General features: G+C 50.4%; 13 protein-coding genes and 1 tRNA gene. 9 read left to right on the top strand and 5 right to left on the bottom strand.

All coding sequences use genetic code 11. The features are described from left to right. Nucleotides 1–22: 22 nt before the first annotated feature. Together KKF06_05855 and rpoN are read right to left on the bottom strand one after the other, a co-directional pair. A complete protein-coding gene (locus KKF06_05855; protein MBU1617275.1) occupies nt 23–1369 on the bottom strand; it encodes a sigma-54 dependent transcriptional regulator in 1347 nt (448 codons plus the stop codon). Continuing rightward, on the bottom strand, nt 1366–2712 hold the full coding sequence (gene rpoN, locus KKF06_05850; GenBank protein MBU1617274.1) for an RNA polymerase factor sigma-54: 1347 nt from the start codon (nt 2710–2712) through the stop codon (nt 1366–1368). The genes KKF06_05855 and rpoN overlap by 4 nt, the downstream gene beginning before the upstream one ends. A gap of 26 nt (nt 2713–2738) precedes the next feature. Between rpoN and KKF06_05845 the strand changes: the two genes are divergently transcribed. Continuing rightward, a tRNA-Met gene (locus KKF06_05845) sits at nt 2739–2812 on the top strand. 145 nt (nt 2813–2957) lie between these two features. Further along, nucleotides 2958–3896, top strand: a complete 939-nt coding sequence (locus KKF06_05840; protein MBU1617273.1) for a permease — start codon at nt 2958–2960, stop codon at nt 3894–3896. On the opposite strand, the gene KKF06_05835 is transcribed toward KKF06_05840, so the two are convergent. Then, on the bottom strand, nt 3893–4747 hold the full coding sequence (locus KKF06_05835; protein MBU1617272.1) for a protein kinase family protein: 855 nt from the start codon (nt 4745–4747) through the stop codon (nt 3893–3895). The genes KKF06_05840 and KKF06_05835 overlap by 4 nt on opposite strands. A 53-nt stretch (nt 4748–4800) precedes the next feature. After that, nucleotides 4801–5457, bottom strand: a complete 657-nt coding sequence (locus tag KKF06_05830) for a DUF2271 domain-containing protein (GenBank protein ID MBU1617271.1) — start codon at nt 5455–5457, stop codon at nt 4801–4803. Between the two features lie 154 nt (nt 5458–5611). Here KKF06_05830 and KKF06_05825 point away from each other — a divergent pair, with 154 nt between their 5' ends. Then, complete coding sequence (locus KKF06_05825) at nt 5612–6091, top strand: metal-dependent transcriptional regulator (GenBank protein MBU1617270.1); 480 nt, start codon at nt 5612–5614, stop codon at nt 6089–6091. 64 nt (nt 6092–6155) lie between these two features. Here the strand turns inward: KKF06_05825 and KKF06_05820 are convergent, their stop codons facing one another. Beyond that, nucleotides 6156–7931 (bottom strand): phosphoenolpyruvate carboxykinase (GTP), encoded by a 1776-nt coding sequence (locus KKF06_05820; protein MBU1617269.1) that lies wholly within the window; start codon nt 7929–7931, stop codon nt 6156–6158. 128 nt (nt 7932–8059) lie between these two features. On the opposite strand from KKF06_05820, the gene KKF06_05815 reads away from it, so the two are divergent. The 6 genes from KKF06_05815 to KKF06_05790 are packed head-to-tail and all read left to right on the top strand — an operon-like array spanning nt 8060 to nt 15211. Continuing rightward, on the top strand, nt 8060–9094 hold the full coding sequence (locus tag KKF06_05815) for a hypothetical protein (GenBank protein ID MBU1617268.1): 1035 nt from the start codon (nt 8060–8062) through the stop codon (nt 9092–9094). A gap of 17 nt (nt 9095–9111) precedes the next feature. Continuing rightward, nucleotides 9112–9720 carry an ATP-dependent Clp endopeptidase proteolytic subunit ClpP gene (clpP, locus tag KKF06_05810; GenBank protein MBU1617267.1) on the top strand — a complete coding sequence of 203 codons (609 nt, stop codon included), beginning with the start codon at nt 9112–9114 and terminating at the stop codon, nt 9718–9720. Beyond that, entirely contained in the window at nt 9720–12149 is a 2430-nt protein-coding gene (gene lon, locus KKF06_05805; protein MBU1617266.1) for an endopeptidase La, read from the top strand. Before clpP ends, lon begins: the two co-directional genes overlap by 1 nt. Before the next feature lie 12 nt (nt 12150–12161). Further along, nucleotides 12162–13079, top strand: coding sequence for a hypothetical protein (locus KKF06_05800; GenBank protein ID MBU1617265.1), 918 nt, complete (start codon nt 12162–12164; stop codon nt 13077–13079). Between the two features lie 6 nt (nt 13080–13085). Beyond that, entirely contained in the window at nt 13086–14009 is a 924-nt protein-coding gene (argF, locus tag KKF06_05795; protein MBU1617264.1) for an ornithine carbamoyltransferase, read from the top strand. A gap of 2 nt (nt 14010–14011) precedes the next feature. Further along, nucleotides 14012–15211, top strand: a complete 1200-nt coding sequence (locus KKF06_05790) for an argininosuccinate synthase (protein MBU1617263.1) — start codon at nt 14012–14014, stop codon at nt 15209–15211. The last annotated feature ends 40 nt before the right edge of the window (nt 15212–15251 follow it).

Below are 15251 nucleotides of genomic sequence, written 5' to 3'. Positions count from 1 at the left end.
CTGGTAATTGCACAAAGATGGTTCAAATCTTTAATTTTTTCGTGATGTTGCGAAGTGTATTGCGGTGGATACCAAGGATCTTGGCCGCTTTCCCTTTTTTGCCGCCGGTCTTTTCGAGGGTTTGCTTGATAAAATCGATCTCAAACTTTTTAACCGCTTTGGTAAGCGAACTTTCATTGTAGCCGGCTTCACAAGCAGGTTTTCCCTTGATCTCTTGAGGAAGCTGTTTGGTTTCAATGTAGCCTTCTTTGGTCAGGACGACCAGCCGTTCGATAAGGTTCTCCAGTTCCCGGACGTTCCCCGGCCAATCGTAGGCCAAAAGGTGAGGGATGACTTCTTTTTTTATCCCCCGGATCTTTTTACCGAACTCCCGGTTGTATTTGGCCAGGAAATGGTTGGCTAGCAGCGGGATGTCTTCTTTGCGGTCGCGCAGCGGAGGCAGGTTGATCGGAATGACGTTAAGGCGATAATACAGGTCTTCCCTGAATTTTCGGTTTTTTATCTCTTCTTGCAGGTCAGAATTAGTGGCGGAAATGATCCTGACGTCGACCGGGATCGGTTTTTGGCCCCCAACCCGTTCGATCTCTTTTTCCTGGATCGCCCGCAGGAGCTTGGCCTGCATCGGCAGGGGGAGACTGCCGACCTCATCAAGAAGAATCGTGCCGCCGCTGGCGATCTCAAATTTCCCAAGCTGTCTTTCGGCCGCGCCGGTGAATGACCCGGCCTCGTGGCCAAAAAGCTCAGACTCGAGGAGGTTCTCCGGGATCGCGGCGCAATTGACCGCGACAAAAAGTCTCTCCTTGCGGGTACTCCGGTTGTGGATCGCCCGGGCGGCCAGCTCTTTACCGGTCCCTGATTCGCCGGTGATAATGACGGTCGAATTGCTTTGGGCGACATCTTCGATCATGCCGAATATCTCTTTGATCTTGTCGCTGCCGCCGATGATCTTTTCAAACTGTTCATTCCGGTCGATCAGGGTCCGGAGCGAAAAGTTTTCCCTGGTCAAGGATCGTTTTTCCAGGACCTTGGCAACCTGTTCCTGCAGGGCTTCAATGTCAAAAGGTTTGGTGATGTAGTCATAAGCGCCGCTCCGGATCGCTTCGACCGCCTTGCCGACCATGACCACAGCGGTGATCATGATCACCTCGATCGAATCGTCCAGTCCTTTGATGATCTTGAGGACCTCGATCCCGTCGATCTCTGGGAGGTGGATGTCAAGCAGGACCAGGTCGAAGGGGAGTTTTTTGACCAGGTCGATCGCTTCCCGGCCGGAAGCGGCGAAGTGCAGTTCATAGCGGCTTTCGAGCAGCATCTTCATCGATTCCCGCATGCTTTTTTCGTCATCAACTACCAGTATCTTTGGGTTCATACTTTTGCCCGATCGCCAGCTGTGGCGATCTTAAGTTCCTTTCTGTAATAGGCAACGGTCCGCCGGTCGATCCGGGCGCCCCGCTCTTTTAATAGAGCGGTCAGGGCCTGGTCGGTCAGAGGAGCGGCCTGGTCTTCGCTGTTTATGATCTCCACCAGCATTGACTTAAGCCTGGCGGCGGTCATTCCTTTAGGGCCCCGCGGACAGAGCGATTTTAGCTGGAAGAGCCCCTGCGGGGTCTGAATGTATTTGGCCGCGACTGCCCGCGAGATCGTCGATGGATGCAGGCCAAACTCTTCCGCCAGGCTCTTTTGCGAGAGGGGAATGAGCCACAACACTCCCTGGCGCAAAAAAGGCTCTTGCCGCTCAACAATCTTTCGGACTATCCTGGCCAAAGTTTCACTCCTTTTGCTGAAATCCTCCATCAGGTTCTTGGCCCGGCGGAATTTCTCTTTCAGAAAGGCCTTGGTTTTTTCGTCCGTTTTAGGATCGTCGAGTATTTTTAGGTAGCTTTTGGAGATTTGAATGGATGGGCCGTAGCGTTCTTCCAGATTGATGACCTTGAACCCGCCCTGATCGGTGTTTTCCACTGCATAAGAAGGGATTACCTGCCGCGCCTCTTCCCCAAAAGCTGCCCCCGGGTAAGGATTGAGGTTCTCTTTGATAAAGCCGGCCAGGTGTTCGGCTCCGCTGACCGGGATCCCCAGGGCGGACGCGACAACATCGTATTTGTCGGCAGCCAGATCATCCAAATGTTTATCAATAGCGACCCTGAGCAATTCCTGCAATTGTTCGTTATCAAAATTGTAAGCTTCGATCTGAATTTTCAGGCACTCTTTTAGATCTCTTGCCCCGACCCCTTCCGGCTCAAAGCTTTGGATAACCTTGAGGACCTTGTCGACCGTTGGGCGGGAAACATCATATTGGGCCATGATTTTGTCCCGATGGCGCGGATAATCCTGAATATAACCATTGGCGTCAAGTTGTCCGATCAGTTCTTTGGCGATCTCCCGGTGGGATTCTTCCAGTCCCTCGATCTCCAGCTGGTCTAGCAGGTGTTGCTCCAGCGTCTTTTCGGTGCGGCTGAAGCTTTCCAGTCCCGGCAGCTCTTTAAGATCGGCCTCTTTTTTGATCTTGCCGTCCGAGGTCAAATAGCGGAGGAATTCAATGTATTCGTCCTGGCGCTCGACTTCAAGCATGACGTTTTCTTCCGCTTCTTTATTAATATGCTCGATCAGTTCCAAATAGGGCAAGGTGAGGACATTCAGCATCTGGAGGAGGCGGGGGGAAAGAAGCTGCTCAAGCGTTGTTTTTACGTCGGCTTGCAGTTGCAGGTTTACCATGCTAAAATTATACCAGAATCAAGTGCCGCGGGGTAGAGCAGCCCGGTAGCTCGTCAGGCTCATAACCTGAAGGTCGTGGGTTCAAATCCCACCCCCGCTATTTTTTTTAGAAACTCCTAAATATGATAATAAGATTTCTTTTTGCTCAAATGTCAATACACATTGACATGTACGAGAAAACCGATTAAGCTTTAGGGGTGTCAGCCGGAAATCGCGCGGCTAAAAAAGATTAACGGGAGGAAAATATGTTTGAAACTATTGCTGATGTTGTGGTTTATAGCTGGTTAAAGTTGACCCCCGGAACGCCGCTGGCCGATAGCCTCAATTTTTTTATTTACGATCTTTTAAAGATCTCTTTGATGATCTTTCTGGTGATAACCTTTATCGCGTTTTTGCGGAGCTATCTGTCGCCAGCCAAAATTAAACAGTGGCTTTCCCAAAAGAGCTTTGGTCTTGGATATTTGGCCGCCGCCGTATTTGGTGCGGTTTCCCCATTCTGTTCTTGTTCTTCAGTCCCTCTTTTTATAGGCTTTGTTGAGTCAGGGATCCCGATCGGGGTTGCCTTCGCCTTTTTAATTACCTCCCCATTGGTCAACGAGGTCCTTTTTGTTTTGATGCTAGGGACTTTTGGCCTCAAGACCGCCTTACTGTATGCCGGTTTTGGGATCCTGTTGGGAGTAGTGGGCGGCGCGATCATTCAGCGCCTGGGGCTGGAGAAAGAGCTGATCGGCTTTGATTCAAGGCCGCTGAACTTAGTGCTACCTAAAACGATCAAGGATAAAATTAAATACGCGCTGACCGAAGGGAGCGAAACATTTAATTGGATCTTTCCTTATCTTTTAGCCGGAGTGGCGATCGGGGCGGCGATCCATGGCTATGTCCCGACCGAATGGATCACCGGCCATATCAATTCCAGATCTATATTGGCGATACCAGTCGCGGTTATATTAGGGGTGCCGATGTATGCCGGTTGTTCAACTCTGGTCCCAATCGTTTTTGCTTTTACTCAAAAAGGGATCGCGATAGGGACTGCCATGGCGTTTATGATGGCGGTGGCCGGATTGTCTTTTCCTGAGGCGATACTTCTAAAGAGGGTTATGCGTCTGCGCCTTCTGGCGATCTTTTTTGGTGTGGTGGCCATTGGTATTGTGGCGGTCGGCTATTTATTTAACCTTCTTTATTAAACATGCTTGATAGCTGGGGGAAACAAGGTGGACATTCGTTTGATCGCAGTTATAAAGTCCAAAGCGCTGGAGAAAGGGGTTCTTGATGTATGAGTGCCGTTAACTACCCCCCTGACCAAGGCTTTTGCCGGATGTGACGGGAGCTTGTCCAGTATTTCCATGATTATTTTGGCAAGCATCAGCAGGTCAATTTGTATTTTCCTTAATTTCTTTTCTTCTGATTCAAATTTGATCGAGCAAATCCCAAAATCAACGACTTTGACCTCCCCATCCAGATCGATCATAATATTGTGATAATTGAAGTCGTTATGGGTGATCCCCGCTGTGTGGAGGCTTTGCGCTGTTTTAAGGATAGATTCAATTAAATAATCCGCTTCACGGCGAGTTAAGTTCCCTTGTTCAAGCAATTGGAACAAAGTACATCCGGGTATGAATTCCATTGCTAGGTATGGATCGGATCCTTCCCGCGAGCTTATAAGCTTGACCACGCCAGGCAGATCAATGCTTTTTAATGCTTCTGTTTCCAGCGGGATCAAATGTTCAAACAGTTCACTCCCAGTTTTAATAACGACTAAAGGGCCTCCGGTGAGCGGTTTCGCGGCAAAAACTTTCGAGAGCGTTCCTTCGTAAATTGGGGTCGCGAGGTATTTGTTGTCGATTATCCGGCTTTCAGGGTTGTCTGTCGCAAACTTTCCGGCAAGATCTTTCCTGAAAGGAAGAAAAATCTGCTCTGCTCTGGCCGCCAGAGTGGCTTGCGGTTTACCGGCTGATCTTAGGCGCGCCAGGGAAAGGGCTAAGGCTGCTTTAGCCGATCGATAAACCATGGTTGAAAGGCCGGTTTTAGTGACCATGTAAAATTATCGATAAATAATCCGGATAATTTCAGCTAAAGGCGGATTATAGCTTAAAACATTTCAACGGTCAGGCTTTTGATGATCTCTTTGGCGGAGGTTAATTTGCTGGTTTCCGGGTGTAGCAATCCGTCGCTGCCATCCAGGCTGCCGCAACCGACCAGTTTCATGGTGTATGGTTTTTCCCGGTCGTAAATGTCGACCGTGGCGGCATAAACTACAGAGGGCTGGCCATTGACACCTGAGTTCTCTTTGGTGAAATACTTGTTGTAGTCAAAAGAATTATTGAGCTCAGCTTTAACGACGATGGTGTCCTGCTCTTTTCCCAGTCTTGAGGTCAAGGTCCAATCTTTCATTTGAGTTGCGCCAGTAACGGCGTCAATATATTCCGGATGCTTTTGGTCGATCCGCTGTCTCCAGTAGGGAAGCGCTTCTTTCCGTCCGCTCCAAAATTTAGTGACATACAGAGTTTCCATGTAGTTGCCATAAGTATCTTCTGTCCAGACCGCCAGCTGAGGGCCAAGGTCGAGCCCGACGAACAAAAAGCCGTATTTATGCGACCAGGCTGCCCCTTTATCGACCAGGACCCTGATCCTTTTTCCTTTGGCCTTTATATTTGTCGCCAGTTCCAGTCGGTTTGTTGCCGCCAATGAGAGGCTGAACGAGTTAAGCAGCATTAATAACAATGAAAGCGCGATGATATTTTTCATGATCAATTTCCTCCGGCAGAATCATAACATTGAACAGGTCAAAATTACCAGCCTAACTTGTCGCCTGGGTTTCAAAAAACCTCTTGCATTTAATTGTAGGAGCGTTTATTATTCGCATAGTTAATTCGGGAGCCCTAAACAGGAGGTTGGTCATATGAAAAAGCTGTCGGCGAACATGGAAAATTATCTGGAAACCATTCTTACTCTTGAGAACGAGAACGGAGGGGCCAGGATAAAGGATATTGCCGCCCGGCTGGGCATAAAAATGCCAAGCGTTACCGAGGCGTTGGCCAAACTTAAAGCGGCCAAACTCATTTCTCACGAAAAGTACGGGACAGTATCGTTGAATAAAAAAGGGCGCGAACTTGCGACCGAGATCGCTGAAAGAAATCTGGCCATTATGGGATTTCTCCATAATGTTCTCAAGGTTGACGAACAGACCGCCCGCGAAGATGCCGCCCGGGTCGGATTTGGTTTCAGCCAGCAGACGCTGGAGAAAATGAGGATGCAATCCGGCTCGCACCGGGTCCACCGGACAATGGAAAGTGAAAAAATGAATGTGCCGGTCGAGGTTATTGACAGCTCCAAGCAGAAGGCAGGTTTGGGGCGATTCTTCGGAATATTTAAAAACTAAGACTATTAGCGAGTATATCGGTTTGATTTTAACCGCGGAATTAATTCCGCGGTTAATTGTTTCTTTACCCTAAACGTTTTTTTAACCCTTTTAGTTCCTGCCGCAGTTCTTTTGGCAGCTTTTTTCCGAATGAATCAAAGAAGCTGTCCAGGCTGGCGGCTTCCGCTTCCCAATCTTTTTCGTTTATGTTGAGAAGTTTGTGCATGTTCTCCCGCGGGATCCGCAGGCCGGTCATGTCAATGTCGTTCTCGTGGGGGATGTAGCCGATCGGTGTCTTTTCAGCGGCTATCTCTTCCCGGCAGCGGCTAATGACCCACTCCAGGACCCGCAGGTTCTCCCCAAAGCCTGGCCAGAGGAACTGGCCTTTGTCGTCTTTGCGGAACCAGTTGACGTGAAAGATCTTCGGCGGAGAGGACATCTTTTTTCCCATGGCCAGCCAATGTTTGAAATATTTGTTCATATTATAGCCGCAGAAGGGGAGCATCGCCATAGGATCGCGCCTAACTTCCCCGATCTTGCCGACCTGGGCCGCGGTCCGTTCCGAAGCCATAGTTGCTCCGACAAAAACCCCGTGTTGCCAGTTGAAGGCCTCATAAACCAGTGGAGCCAGCCGGTTACGGCGGCCGCCAAAGATGATCGCCGAGATCGGCACTCCGTGGTGGTGTTCCAGGCGATTACTGATCGAAGAAACGTTCTTGGTCGGTACAGTGAAACGGGCGTTCGGGTGCGACCCCAGGATCGGCTCCCGGTTTTCGTCGACCTGGCCCGGGCGCCACTTGTCTCCCTGCCAGTCCCAGCCGTCGGTCGGGACAGGACCGTCCCCGCCTTCCCACCAGACGGTTTTATCTTTGCGCAGGAGGACGTTTGTGTAGATAGTGTCCTTTTGGATCGCCTCCATCAGGTTAGGGTTGGTCTTAGAGTTGGTCCCCGGCGCGACCCCAAAGAGACCGTATTCCGGATTGACAGCCCAAAGCCGACCGTCAGTATCGATCCGCATCCAGGCGATATCATCCCCAACTGTCCAGATCCGGTAGCCTTTGCGCTTCAATCCCTGAGGGGGGATAAGCATTGCCAAATTGGTCTTGCCGCAGGCGCTTGGAAAAGCGGCGGCGATGTAGTCGATATGACCGGTAGGGTCTTCGACCCCCATGATCAACATATGTTCGGCCATCCAACCTTCTTTTGCCCCCAGATAACTGCCAATACGAAGAGAGAGGCACTTTTTCCCAAGCAGGACGTTGCCGCCGTAACCGGAGCCGACGCTCCAGATCGTGTTATCCTGCGGAAAATGGAGGATAAGCCTTTTGTTGATATCAAGCTCCGCTTTGCCGTGCAGGCAGCGGGTAAAATCACCGTTGGTCTTTTCCAGGAAATTCAGGACCGCTTTTCCCATCCGGGTCATGATCCGCATATTTAGAACCACATAGATGCTGTCGGTCAGCTCAATCCCGATCTTGCTGAAAGGGGAGCCGACCGGTCCCATGGAGAAGGGGACAACATACATTGTTCGCCCGCGCATTGAATCCTTGAAGAAATCCCCGGCCTTTTTATAGGCGTCTTTTGGCGCCATCCAGTTATTGGTTGGTCCGGCCTCTTCTTTGGTCGGGGTACAGATAAAGGTTAAATGCTCGGTCCGGGCAACGTCGTTCTTGGCGGTCCGATGGTAAAAACAACCAGGGAGCTTCTTGGCGTTAAGCCTGATTATCTCCCCGCTCTTGGTCGCTTCTTTTTCCAGTCGGGATCTTTCGGCTTCAGAACCATCGATCCAAACGATCCGATCCGGCCGACAGAGTTCGGCGCATTCCCTGACCCATTTAGCGAGAATTTTATGCTTTGTCATAGTTTTGTTATTATAACAACAAATACATTAATTTGTCTACAAAAATATCAGTTTATTATGAATTATTGAACAATTTAACCAAGGTTGGATTGCAATTTTCAGTTATTTTGTAGTATAATTGACCAATTATGAAAATTATTTCCAATGATCGTTCCGGAAACAAAGTTACGATCGAAGCGGAAACTGATTATGCCAGTTTTTCCGCCGCGGTCGAAAAGGCTTATATAGAAGTAGGGCGTGAGGTCAAGATCCAGGGTTTTCGTCCGGGCAAAGCTCCCCGCAACTTGGTTGAACAGGCGGTCAGCCGGCATACGGTTGAACAGCAGGCGGCACAGGACCTGATCGGCGACCTTTATCCCAAGATCATTAAAGAGGCCAACCTTGAGCCGGTCGACTATCCCAATGTCGAAATTAAGCAGCTGGAAAGCGACAAGCCCTTTATTTTCAAGCTGACAGTCGATGTTTATCCAAGCGTTAAACTTGGCAAGTACCAGGGATTAAAAGTGGATAAAAAGTCGGCTGCCGTTACCGAAGAAGAGATCCTTGCTCTGCTGGGCCGGCTGCAAGAGAGATTTGCCATCACTAATGACGAAGGGAAAAAGGAGCTTCTCACTCTTGATGATGAATTTGCGAAGAAAGTCAGCAGTTTTGGGACCCTGGCCGAGTTAAAGGAAGAAGTAAGGACGACTATGCTTAAAGATAAGGAAGCTGAAGCCGAAGCCGACCTGCGGAATAAACTGGTTGCCGAAGCGATCGCCAAGTCGGAGGTTGACCTGCCTGGTGGCATGATCGAACGGGAAATTGATATCATGCTTGACGAGCTGGCCGGCTCCCTTTCCCAGAGCGGGTTGACGGTTGAAGACTATTTGCGCGGCACCAAAAAGCAGATGGAAAATCTTCGGCAGGAGATGCGTAAAGCGGCCGAGGGCCGGGTCAAAGGGAAAGTCGTTCTGAAAGCGGTTGCCGAAAAAGAAGTGATCAAGATCAGTGATGAGGACATAAAAAAGGAGCTCCAGCAAGTTTCGGTTGAAACCGGCCAATCTTTGGACCAGCTGGAAAAGAACCTTAACGAAAGCGGCCGCCGCGGTTTTATGGAAGAGTACCTGATGCGGCAAAAAGCGCTTGACTTATTGGTCGCCAAAGCCGAGATCAAATCAGCCTGAAGAAAAGGAGAGGAGTTATGAGAAATCGAGCCCAATTAATTCCCATGGTGGTGGAACAATCCCCGAAAGGAGAGCGGGCTTATGATATTTATTCCCGCCTGCTCAAAGACCGGATCGTTTTTATCGGCGGACCGATTGACGACGATATTGCCAACATTATTATAGCCCAGCTCCTGTTTTTAGCCGCTGAAGATGCCAACAAGGATGTCAATATTTATATTAATTCCCCGGGTGGCGTTGTGACCGCCGGTTTGGCGATCTACGATACCATCAATTTCCTCAAATGTCCGGTCTCGACCATTTGCATCGGCCAGGCCGCTTCCATGGGGGCATTGTTATTAAGTTCCGGAACAAAAGGGAAGCGGTTTGCCCTCCCCAACGCCCGGATCATGATCCACCAGCCGTTAGGCGGAGCGCAAGGGCAGGCAACCGATATTGAGATCCAGACCCAGGAACTGCTAAGGATCAAGAAACTACTTAATGACATCCTGGCCAGAAACACCGGCCAGCCTCTTTCCAAGATCGAAAAAGAGACCGACCGCGACTTTTACATGGGAGCGGATGAATCGGTCAAATACGGTTTGATCGACGAAGTTATCGTTTCGGCAAAACTCCAGAAAAAGTAATGCCTGAGCATAAAACAGACAAAGCCAAACATTCGTCATGGGGGGAGGAGCTTCCTCTTATACCCCTGCGAAATATGGTTGTCTTTCCCCAAATGATTGTCCCTCTTTTTATTGGCCGGAGTAAATCCGTAAAAGCCCTGGAAGAAACACTGGCCAAAGAAAAAATGGTGGTTTTTGCTTCCCAAAAAAACGAAGAGGTTGAAGAGCCGGGACCCAAGGACCTGTGTACTATCGGTACACTCTCCGAAGTTGTGCAGATGCTCACCCTTCCGGACGGGACGACCAAGGTCCTGGTTGAGGGGATATGTCGGGTCAAGGTTGAAAAATATGTCGCGGAGGCGCCGTATTTTAGAGTGGCGATCTCGCGCTTGCCCGAGTCCGATGAGGTCAGTGCCGAGGCCGAGATCTTGGTCCGCAGTGTTATAAAGCAGTTCGAGGAATACGTTAAGCTTAACCGCCGGATCCCGCCGGAAACCCTGATGTCGATCGTTAATGTCGACAATCCAGGCCGGCTGGCCGACCTAATATCTTCATACCTCTCCCTTAAAGTTGACGAGAAACAAGCGATCCTGGAATCGTTGACCGCCGAAAAACGGCTGAAAAAACTGGCCGAGATCCTGACCAAAGAACTTGAAGTGCTTGGGGTAGAAAAAAAACTTCAGGGGAAGGTCAGAAAGCAGATCGAAAAAGTCCAGAAAGAATATTATTTGAAAGAAAAACTGCGGGCGATCCAGGAGGAACTGGGAGAAGAAGAGGGAGAGTCCGAACCGGAGATCGCCGAATATAAAAAGAAAATTGCCGACGCCAAATTGCCGGCGGTGGTCAGGGAAAAGGCGAAGAAAGAGCTGGAGCGCCTGAGCCAAATGCCGCCGATGGCTGCTGAATCGTCGGTGATCAGGACCTATCTTGACTGGATCGTTGAGCTGCCGTGGAAAAAGAAATCAAAGGCCAAGATCGATATTGGCGAGGTTGAACGGATCCTCAACGAAGAACATTTCGGCCTGGAAAAGGTTAAAGAGCGGATCCTGGAATATTTTGCCGTGCTTCAGTTGACCGGTAAAATAGGGGGGACCATCCTTTGTCTGGTTGGTCCGCCGGGAGTGGGCAAGACCTCGGTCGCCCGATCGATCGCTTCGGCGATGGGGCGCAAGTTTACCCGGGTGGCGCTCGGCGGTATTCGCGACGAAGCCGAAGTCCGAGGCCACCGGCGGACATACGTTGGCTCAATGCCGGGGCGGGTTATTCAGTCGATCAATAAGGCCGGGGTCAATAACCCGGTCTTCCTGTTCGATGAGATCGACAAACTTGGGACCGATTACCGGGGGGACCCGGCTTCCGCTCTGCTGGAAGTGCTTGACCCGGAAATGAACAAAGAGTTTTCCGACCATTATTTAGAACTGGAATTTGATCTTTCCGATGTTTTCTTTATTACCACCGCCAATACCCGGGAGCCGATCCCGCGGCCGCTGCAAGACCGGATGGAGATCATTGAAATGTCCGGTTACACCGAAGAAGAAAAGCTGGGGATCGCCAAAGGATATCTGATCCCGCGCGAGATGGAAAAGCACGGCTTGAAAAATGAACAAGTTGAGATCAAAGAAGAAGCTTTGCTGACGATCATCCGTGAATATACCAGAGAGGCCGGGGTCAGGAGCCTGGAGCGGGAGATCGGGGCGGTCCTGCGCAAGATCGCGACCAAGATCGTCAAAGAAAAAACAACCGATAAGTTTATTGTGACCAAAGCTTCTTTGCAGGATTACCTGGGAGCGATCCGCTATCATTACGGTATAGCTGAAGAGGCCGATCAGGTCGGGACCGCAACCGGGCTGGTCTGGACCGAAGTTGGCGGCGATATAACGCCGGTAGAAGTGACGACGATGACCGGCCGCGGGGCGCTGACCCTGACCGGGCAACTGGGGGATGTGATGCAGGAGTCGGCGAAAGCGGCGATGAGCTATGTCCGCTCCAGAGCGAAAAGCCTTGGGCTGGATGAGAACTTCTATCGAAAGCTTGATATTCACATCCATGTCCCTGAAGGAGCGGTCCCGAAGGATGGCCCTTCAGCCGGCATTACCATTGCCACGGCGCTGATATCCGCCTTGACCGGGATTCCGGTCCGCAAAGATGTGGCGATGACCGGCGAAGTGACCTTGCGCGGGAAGGTCTTGCCGATCGGCGGTCTAAAAGAAAAACTGCTTGGCGCTCGACGCGCCGGAATAAAGAGTGTTATAATCCCAAAGGAAAATAAGACCGACCTGGATGAGATAAAAAAAGAGATCCCGTCTGACATGAAGGTTGTCTTGGCAAAAGAGATGGACGAGGTGCTCGATATTGCTTTGACCGCCAAATTAAAGTCCCGGACAAAAGAGATGGAGATCAGGCCTTATCGGTATTTGCCCGGGGACCAGCCGCCGCAATTGTATGCTTAAGGAGGAAATAAAATGTTTAATCGTTTTTCACTGTTAATATTTTCATTTTTAATTTTGCTTTTGGCCGGATGCGGTGAGCGGAACGAAGCCAGTTCGTATTTTTACAGTCCAAGCTTTACTAACGACGGGAGTATTGTGTTTATTTACGGCTTGCAAAGCATTAACAAGAATTTTCTTGGTTCGGAGCTCAGCTCCAGCTACACCGAAACGGTCAAGACCATGGATACGGCCGGCGCCGGTGAAACTTTTATTTATGACACGACCGGAGATGTCCCGTATTCCATGTCCTGCTCGCCGGCGACCGGGATCAAATATGTCGCTTACATGGGAGACCTGCGCAACAGCTCATTCGGCAAGATCGGGATCCGTAATATCAAGCCGAGCAACCAGACCGGCCTGACCAGGGCGGAAATGGTCTTTGACGACGCCAGCCGGATCCGTTCGTTTGATTGGTCGGCTGACGGGAACAAGCTGGTGTTTTGCAATGATACCGGAGTTGTTACCCGCAACTGGAACGATTATACCGGTGCGACCGATACGGTGATTATTCCCCAGACCGGGGTCGAGTTTGTGACCTGGAAATACGGCAACCGGATCGCTTTTGTTTATACCGATACGACCGGCCGCCATCTTTCGGTCATCAATTCCGACGGTTCCGGTCGGGTCGACCTGCCGGCCGCGGCGATGCTGGAAAAACCGCAGGTGTCGCCAATCGCGACCAATGAGGTTTACGGGATTGCCGGGGGGAGTTATTGTAAAATAGACCTTAACGACGCTGCTCCCGCGACAGCGGAGATACTGGCCAAATTCAGAGGGGAGTTGCCAAGGATCTCGCCGACCGGAGATGTTGTGGTTTACAGTAAGACCGGAGCGCAAAGCGGGATCTATTCCCTTAATCTGACGACCAAAGTTGAATCTACTTTAAAATAGGGAAATATGAAGGATTTTATCTCCATTCATGACCTGACCGCCGGGCAAGTCGAAGAGATCCTCAACCTGGCGGCCGACCTCAAAGCGAAGCAGAAACGGGGCGAAAAACACGAATACCTCTGGGCCAAATCGATGGCGATGATCTTCGAAAAGCCAAGCACCAGGACCAGGGTCTCTTTTGAGATCGGCATGTGGCAGCTGGGGGGATTGGCGATCAACCTGGACCAGGAAGCGATCGGTCTCGGGAGCCGGGAATCGATCGGTGACGTCTCCCGGACCCTATCCCGCTTTGCCGACGCGATACTGATCAGGACATTTTCTCACCAAAAAGTGATCGAACTCGCCCACAATGCCAGTGTTCCGGTGATCAATGCCCTTTCCGATCTTTTGCATCCTTGCCAGGCCCTGTCCGATGTATTTACCATCCGTGAGAAAAAAGGGAAAAATCTCCGCTCGCTGAAAATGGCTTACATTGGCGACGGGAACAATGTCTGTCACTCGCTGATGTTCGCGGCGGCCAAGGTCGGGATCAACCTGACGGTCGCGACTCCCAGAGGTTATGAGCCAAAAGAAGAGATCGTTAGGCTGGCGATGGAGGACGCGAAGCAGGCTGGGATCGAAATTGCCATCCTCAACGATCCGGTGGTTGCCGCGCGTGGAGCCGACGTTATTTATACCGATGTCTGGGCCTCGATGGGGCAGGAAAAAGAAAAAGCCAAACGGGGCAAAACCTTCTCCGCTTTCCAGGTTAATGGCAAAATGGCCGAGTTAGCTAAACCTAATTATATTTTTATGCACTGCTTACCGGCCCATCGCGGCGAAGAAGTGACCAATGAAATCATTGATTCAGACAATTCGGTGGTTTTTGACCAGGCGGAAAACCGACTTCATGTTCAAAAAGCAATTTTAGTTAAATTATTAAAGGGGTAGATATGTCGAAAATAAAAAAAGTTGTTTTAGCTTATTCCGGCGGGCTTGATACGTCGATCATGATCAAATGGCTCAAGGATAATTACGGTTGTGAAGTGATCGCGTATGCCGCCGATGTCGGCCTGGCTGGCGAGTTGCAGGGTTTAAAGGAAAAAGCGCTCAAGACCGGTGCTTCCAGGATCTACATCGAGGATCTGCGGGCCGAGTTTATTAAGGATTTTGTTTTTCCGATGCTTAAAGCGGGGGCGATCTATGAGAACCAGTATTTATTGGGGACCTCGATAGCCCGACCGATTATCGCCAAGCGCCAGATTGAGATCGCTTTGAAGGAGAAGGCTGATGCGGTGGCGCATGGAGCGACCGGCAAAGGGAACGACCAGGTCCGTTTTGAACTGACCTACAAAGCGCTGGCCCCAAAGATGAAGATCATCGCTCCCTGGCGGGAATGGGAGCTTAAAGGGCGGGAAGAAGAGATCCAATACGCCCGGACTCATAATATCCCAATCCCGGTCAGCAAGAAAAAGCCTTACTCATCCGACCGTAACCTCTGGCACATCAGTTATGAGGGAGGAGTGTTGGAAGATCCCTGGTATGAACCGCAAGAAGAGATGTTCCTCCTGTCGGTTTCACCGCAAAAGGCGCCAAACAAGCCGGAATATGTGGAGATAGATTTTATTAAAGGAGAACCAACATCGGTCAATGGACGCAAATTAGCGCCGGTCGCTTTAATTGAAGAATTAAATAAGATCGGCGGAAGGAACGCCATCGGCCGGGTGGATATTGTAGAGAACAGGCTGGTCGGTATAAAGTCGCGGGGGGTTTATGAAACGCCTGGGGGGACGATCCTTTACGCCGCTCACCAGGCGCTCGAAACCTTGACCCTTGACCGTGACACACAGCATTATAAACAGTTGGCCGCCCAGCGTTACGCCGAACTGGTTTATTACGGACAATGGTTTACCCCGCTGAAAGAAGCGCTTGATGCCTTTGTGGAAAAGAGCCAGCGGAACGTTACGGGAAAGGTCCGTTTAAAGCTCTATAAGGGGAACTGTACGGTGGTTGGCCGCAAGTCGGAGCGTTCTCTTTACCGGCCTGATCTGGCTACCTTTGAAAAAGAAGAGATCTACAATCAAATAGACGCGGAGGGTTTTATTAACCTGTTCGGCCTGCCTATAAAGGTAGCCGCCTTACTGAAGAAATGAGCTGTCTCCCGTTTATATACGGGTGTTTTGTCCTATTTTG

It is taken from the genome of Candidatus Margulisiibacteriota bacterium (assembly GCA_018822365.1).
Lineage (GTDB): Bacteria > Margulisbacteria > WOR-1 > O2-12-FULL-45-9 > XYB2-FULL-48-7 > XYB2-FULL-45-9.
The sequence above is the reverse complement of the archived record's forward strand: the minus strand, read 5'-3'. Positions and strand labels throughout refer to the sequence as shown.

What these genes read in the sequence shown, in the direction of transcription:
- KKF06_05855 (MBU1617275.1), bottom strand. Translation starts at nt 1,369, where the DNA reads ATGAACCCAAAGATACTGGTAGTTGATGACGAAAAAAGCATGCGGGAA.
- rpoN (MBU1617274.1), bottom strand. Translation starts at nt 2,712, where the DNA reads ATGGTAAACCTGCAACTGCAAGCCGACGTAAAAACAACGCTTGAGCAG.
- KKF06_05840 (MBU1617273.1), top strand. Translation starts at nt 2,958, where the DNA reads ATGTTTGAAACTATTGCTGATGTTGTGGTTTATAGCTGGTTAAAGTTG.
- KKF06_05835 (MBU1617272.1), bottom strand. Translation starts at nt 4,747, where the DNA reads ATGGTCACTAAAACCGGCCTTTCAACCATGGTTTATCGATCGGCTAAA.
- KKF06_05830 (MBU1617271.1), bottom strand. Translation starts at nt 5,457, where the DNA reads ATGAAAAATATCATCGCGCTTTCATTGTTATTAATGCTGCTTAACTCG.
- KKF06_05825 (MBU1617270.1), top strand. Translation starts at nt 5,612, where the DNA reads ATGAAAAAGCTGTCGGCGAACATGGAAAATTATCTGGAAACCATTCTT.
- KKF06_05820 (MBU1617269.1), bottom strand. Translation starts at nt 7,931, where the DNA reads ATGACAAAGCATAAAATTCTCGCTAAATGGGTCAGGGAATGCGCCGAA.
- KKF06_05815 (MBU1617268.1), top strand. Translation starts at nt 8,060, where the DNA reads ATGAAAATTATTTCCAATGATCGTTCCGGAAACAAAGTTACGATCGAA.
- clpP (MBU1617267.1), top strand. Translation starts at nt 9,112, where the DNA reads ATGAGAAATCGAGCCCAATTAATTCCCATGGTGGTGGAACAATCCCCG.
- lon (MBU1617266.1), top strand. Translation starts at nt 9,720, where the DNA reads ATGCCTGAGCATAAAACAGACAAAGCCAAACATTCGTCATGGGGGGAG.
- KKF06_05800 (MBU1617265.1), top strand. Translation starts at nt 12,162, where the DNA reads ATGTTTAATCGTTTTTCACTGTTAATATTTTCATTTTTAATTTTGCTT.
- argF (MBU1617264.1), top strand. Translation starts at nt 13,086, where the DNA reads ATGAAGGATTTTATCTCCATTCATGACCTGACCGCCGGGCAAGTCGAA.
- KKF06_05790 (MBU1617263.1), top strand. Translation starts at nt 14,012, where the DNA reads ATGTCGAAAATAAAAAAAGTTGTTTTAGCTTATTCCGGCGGGCTTGAT.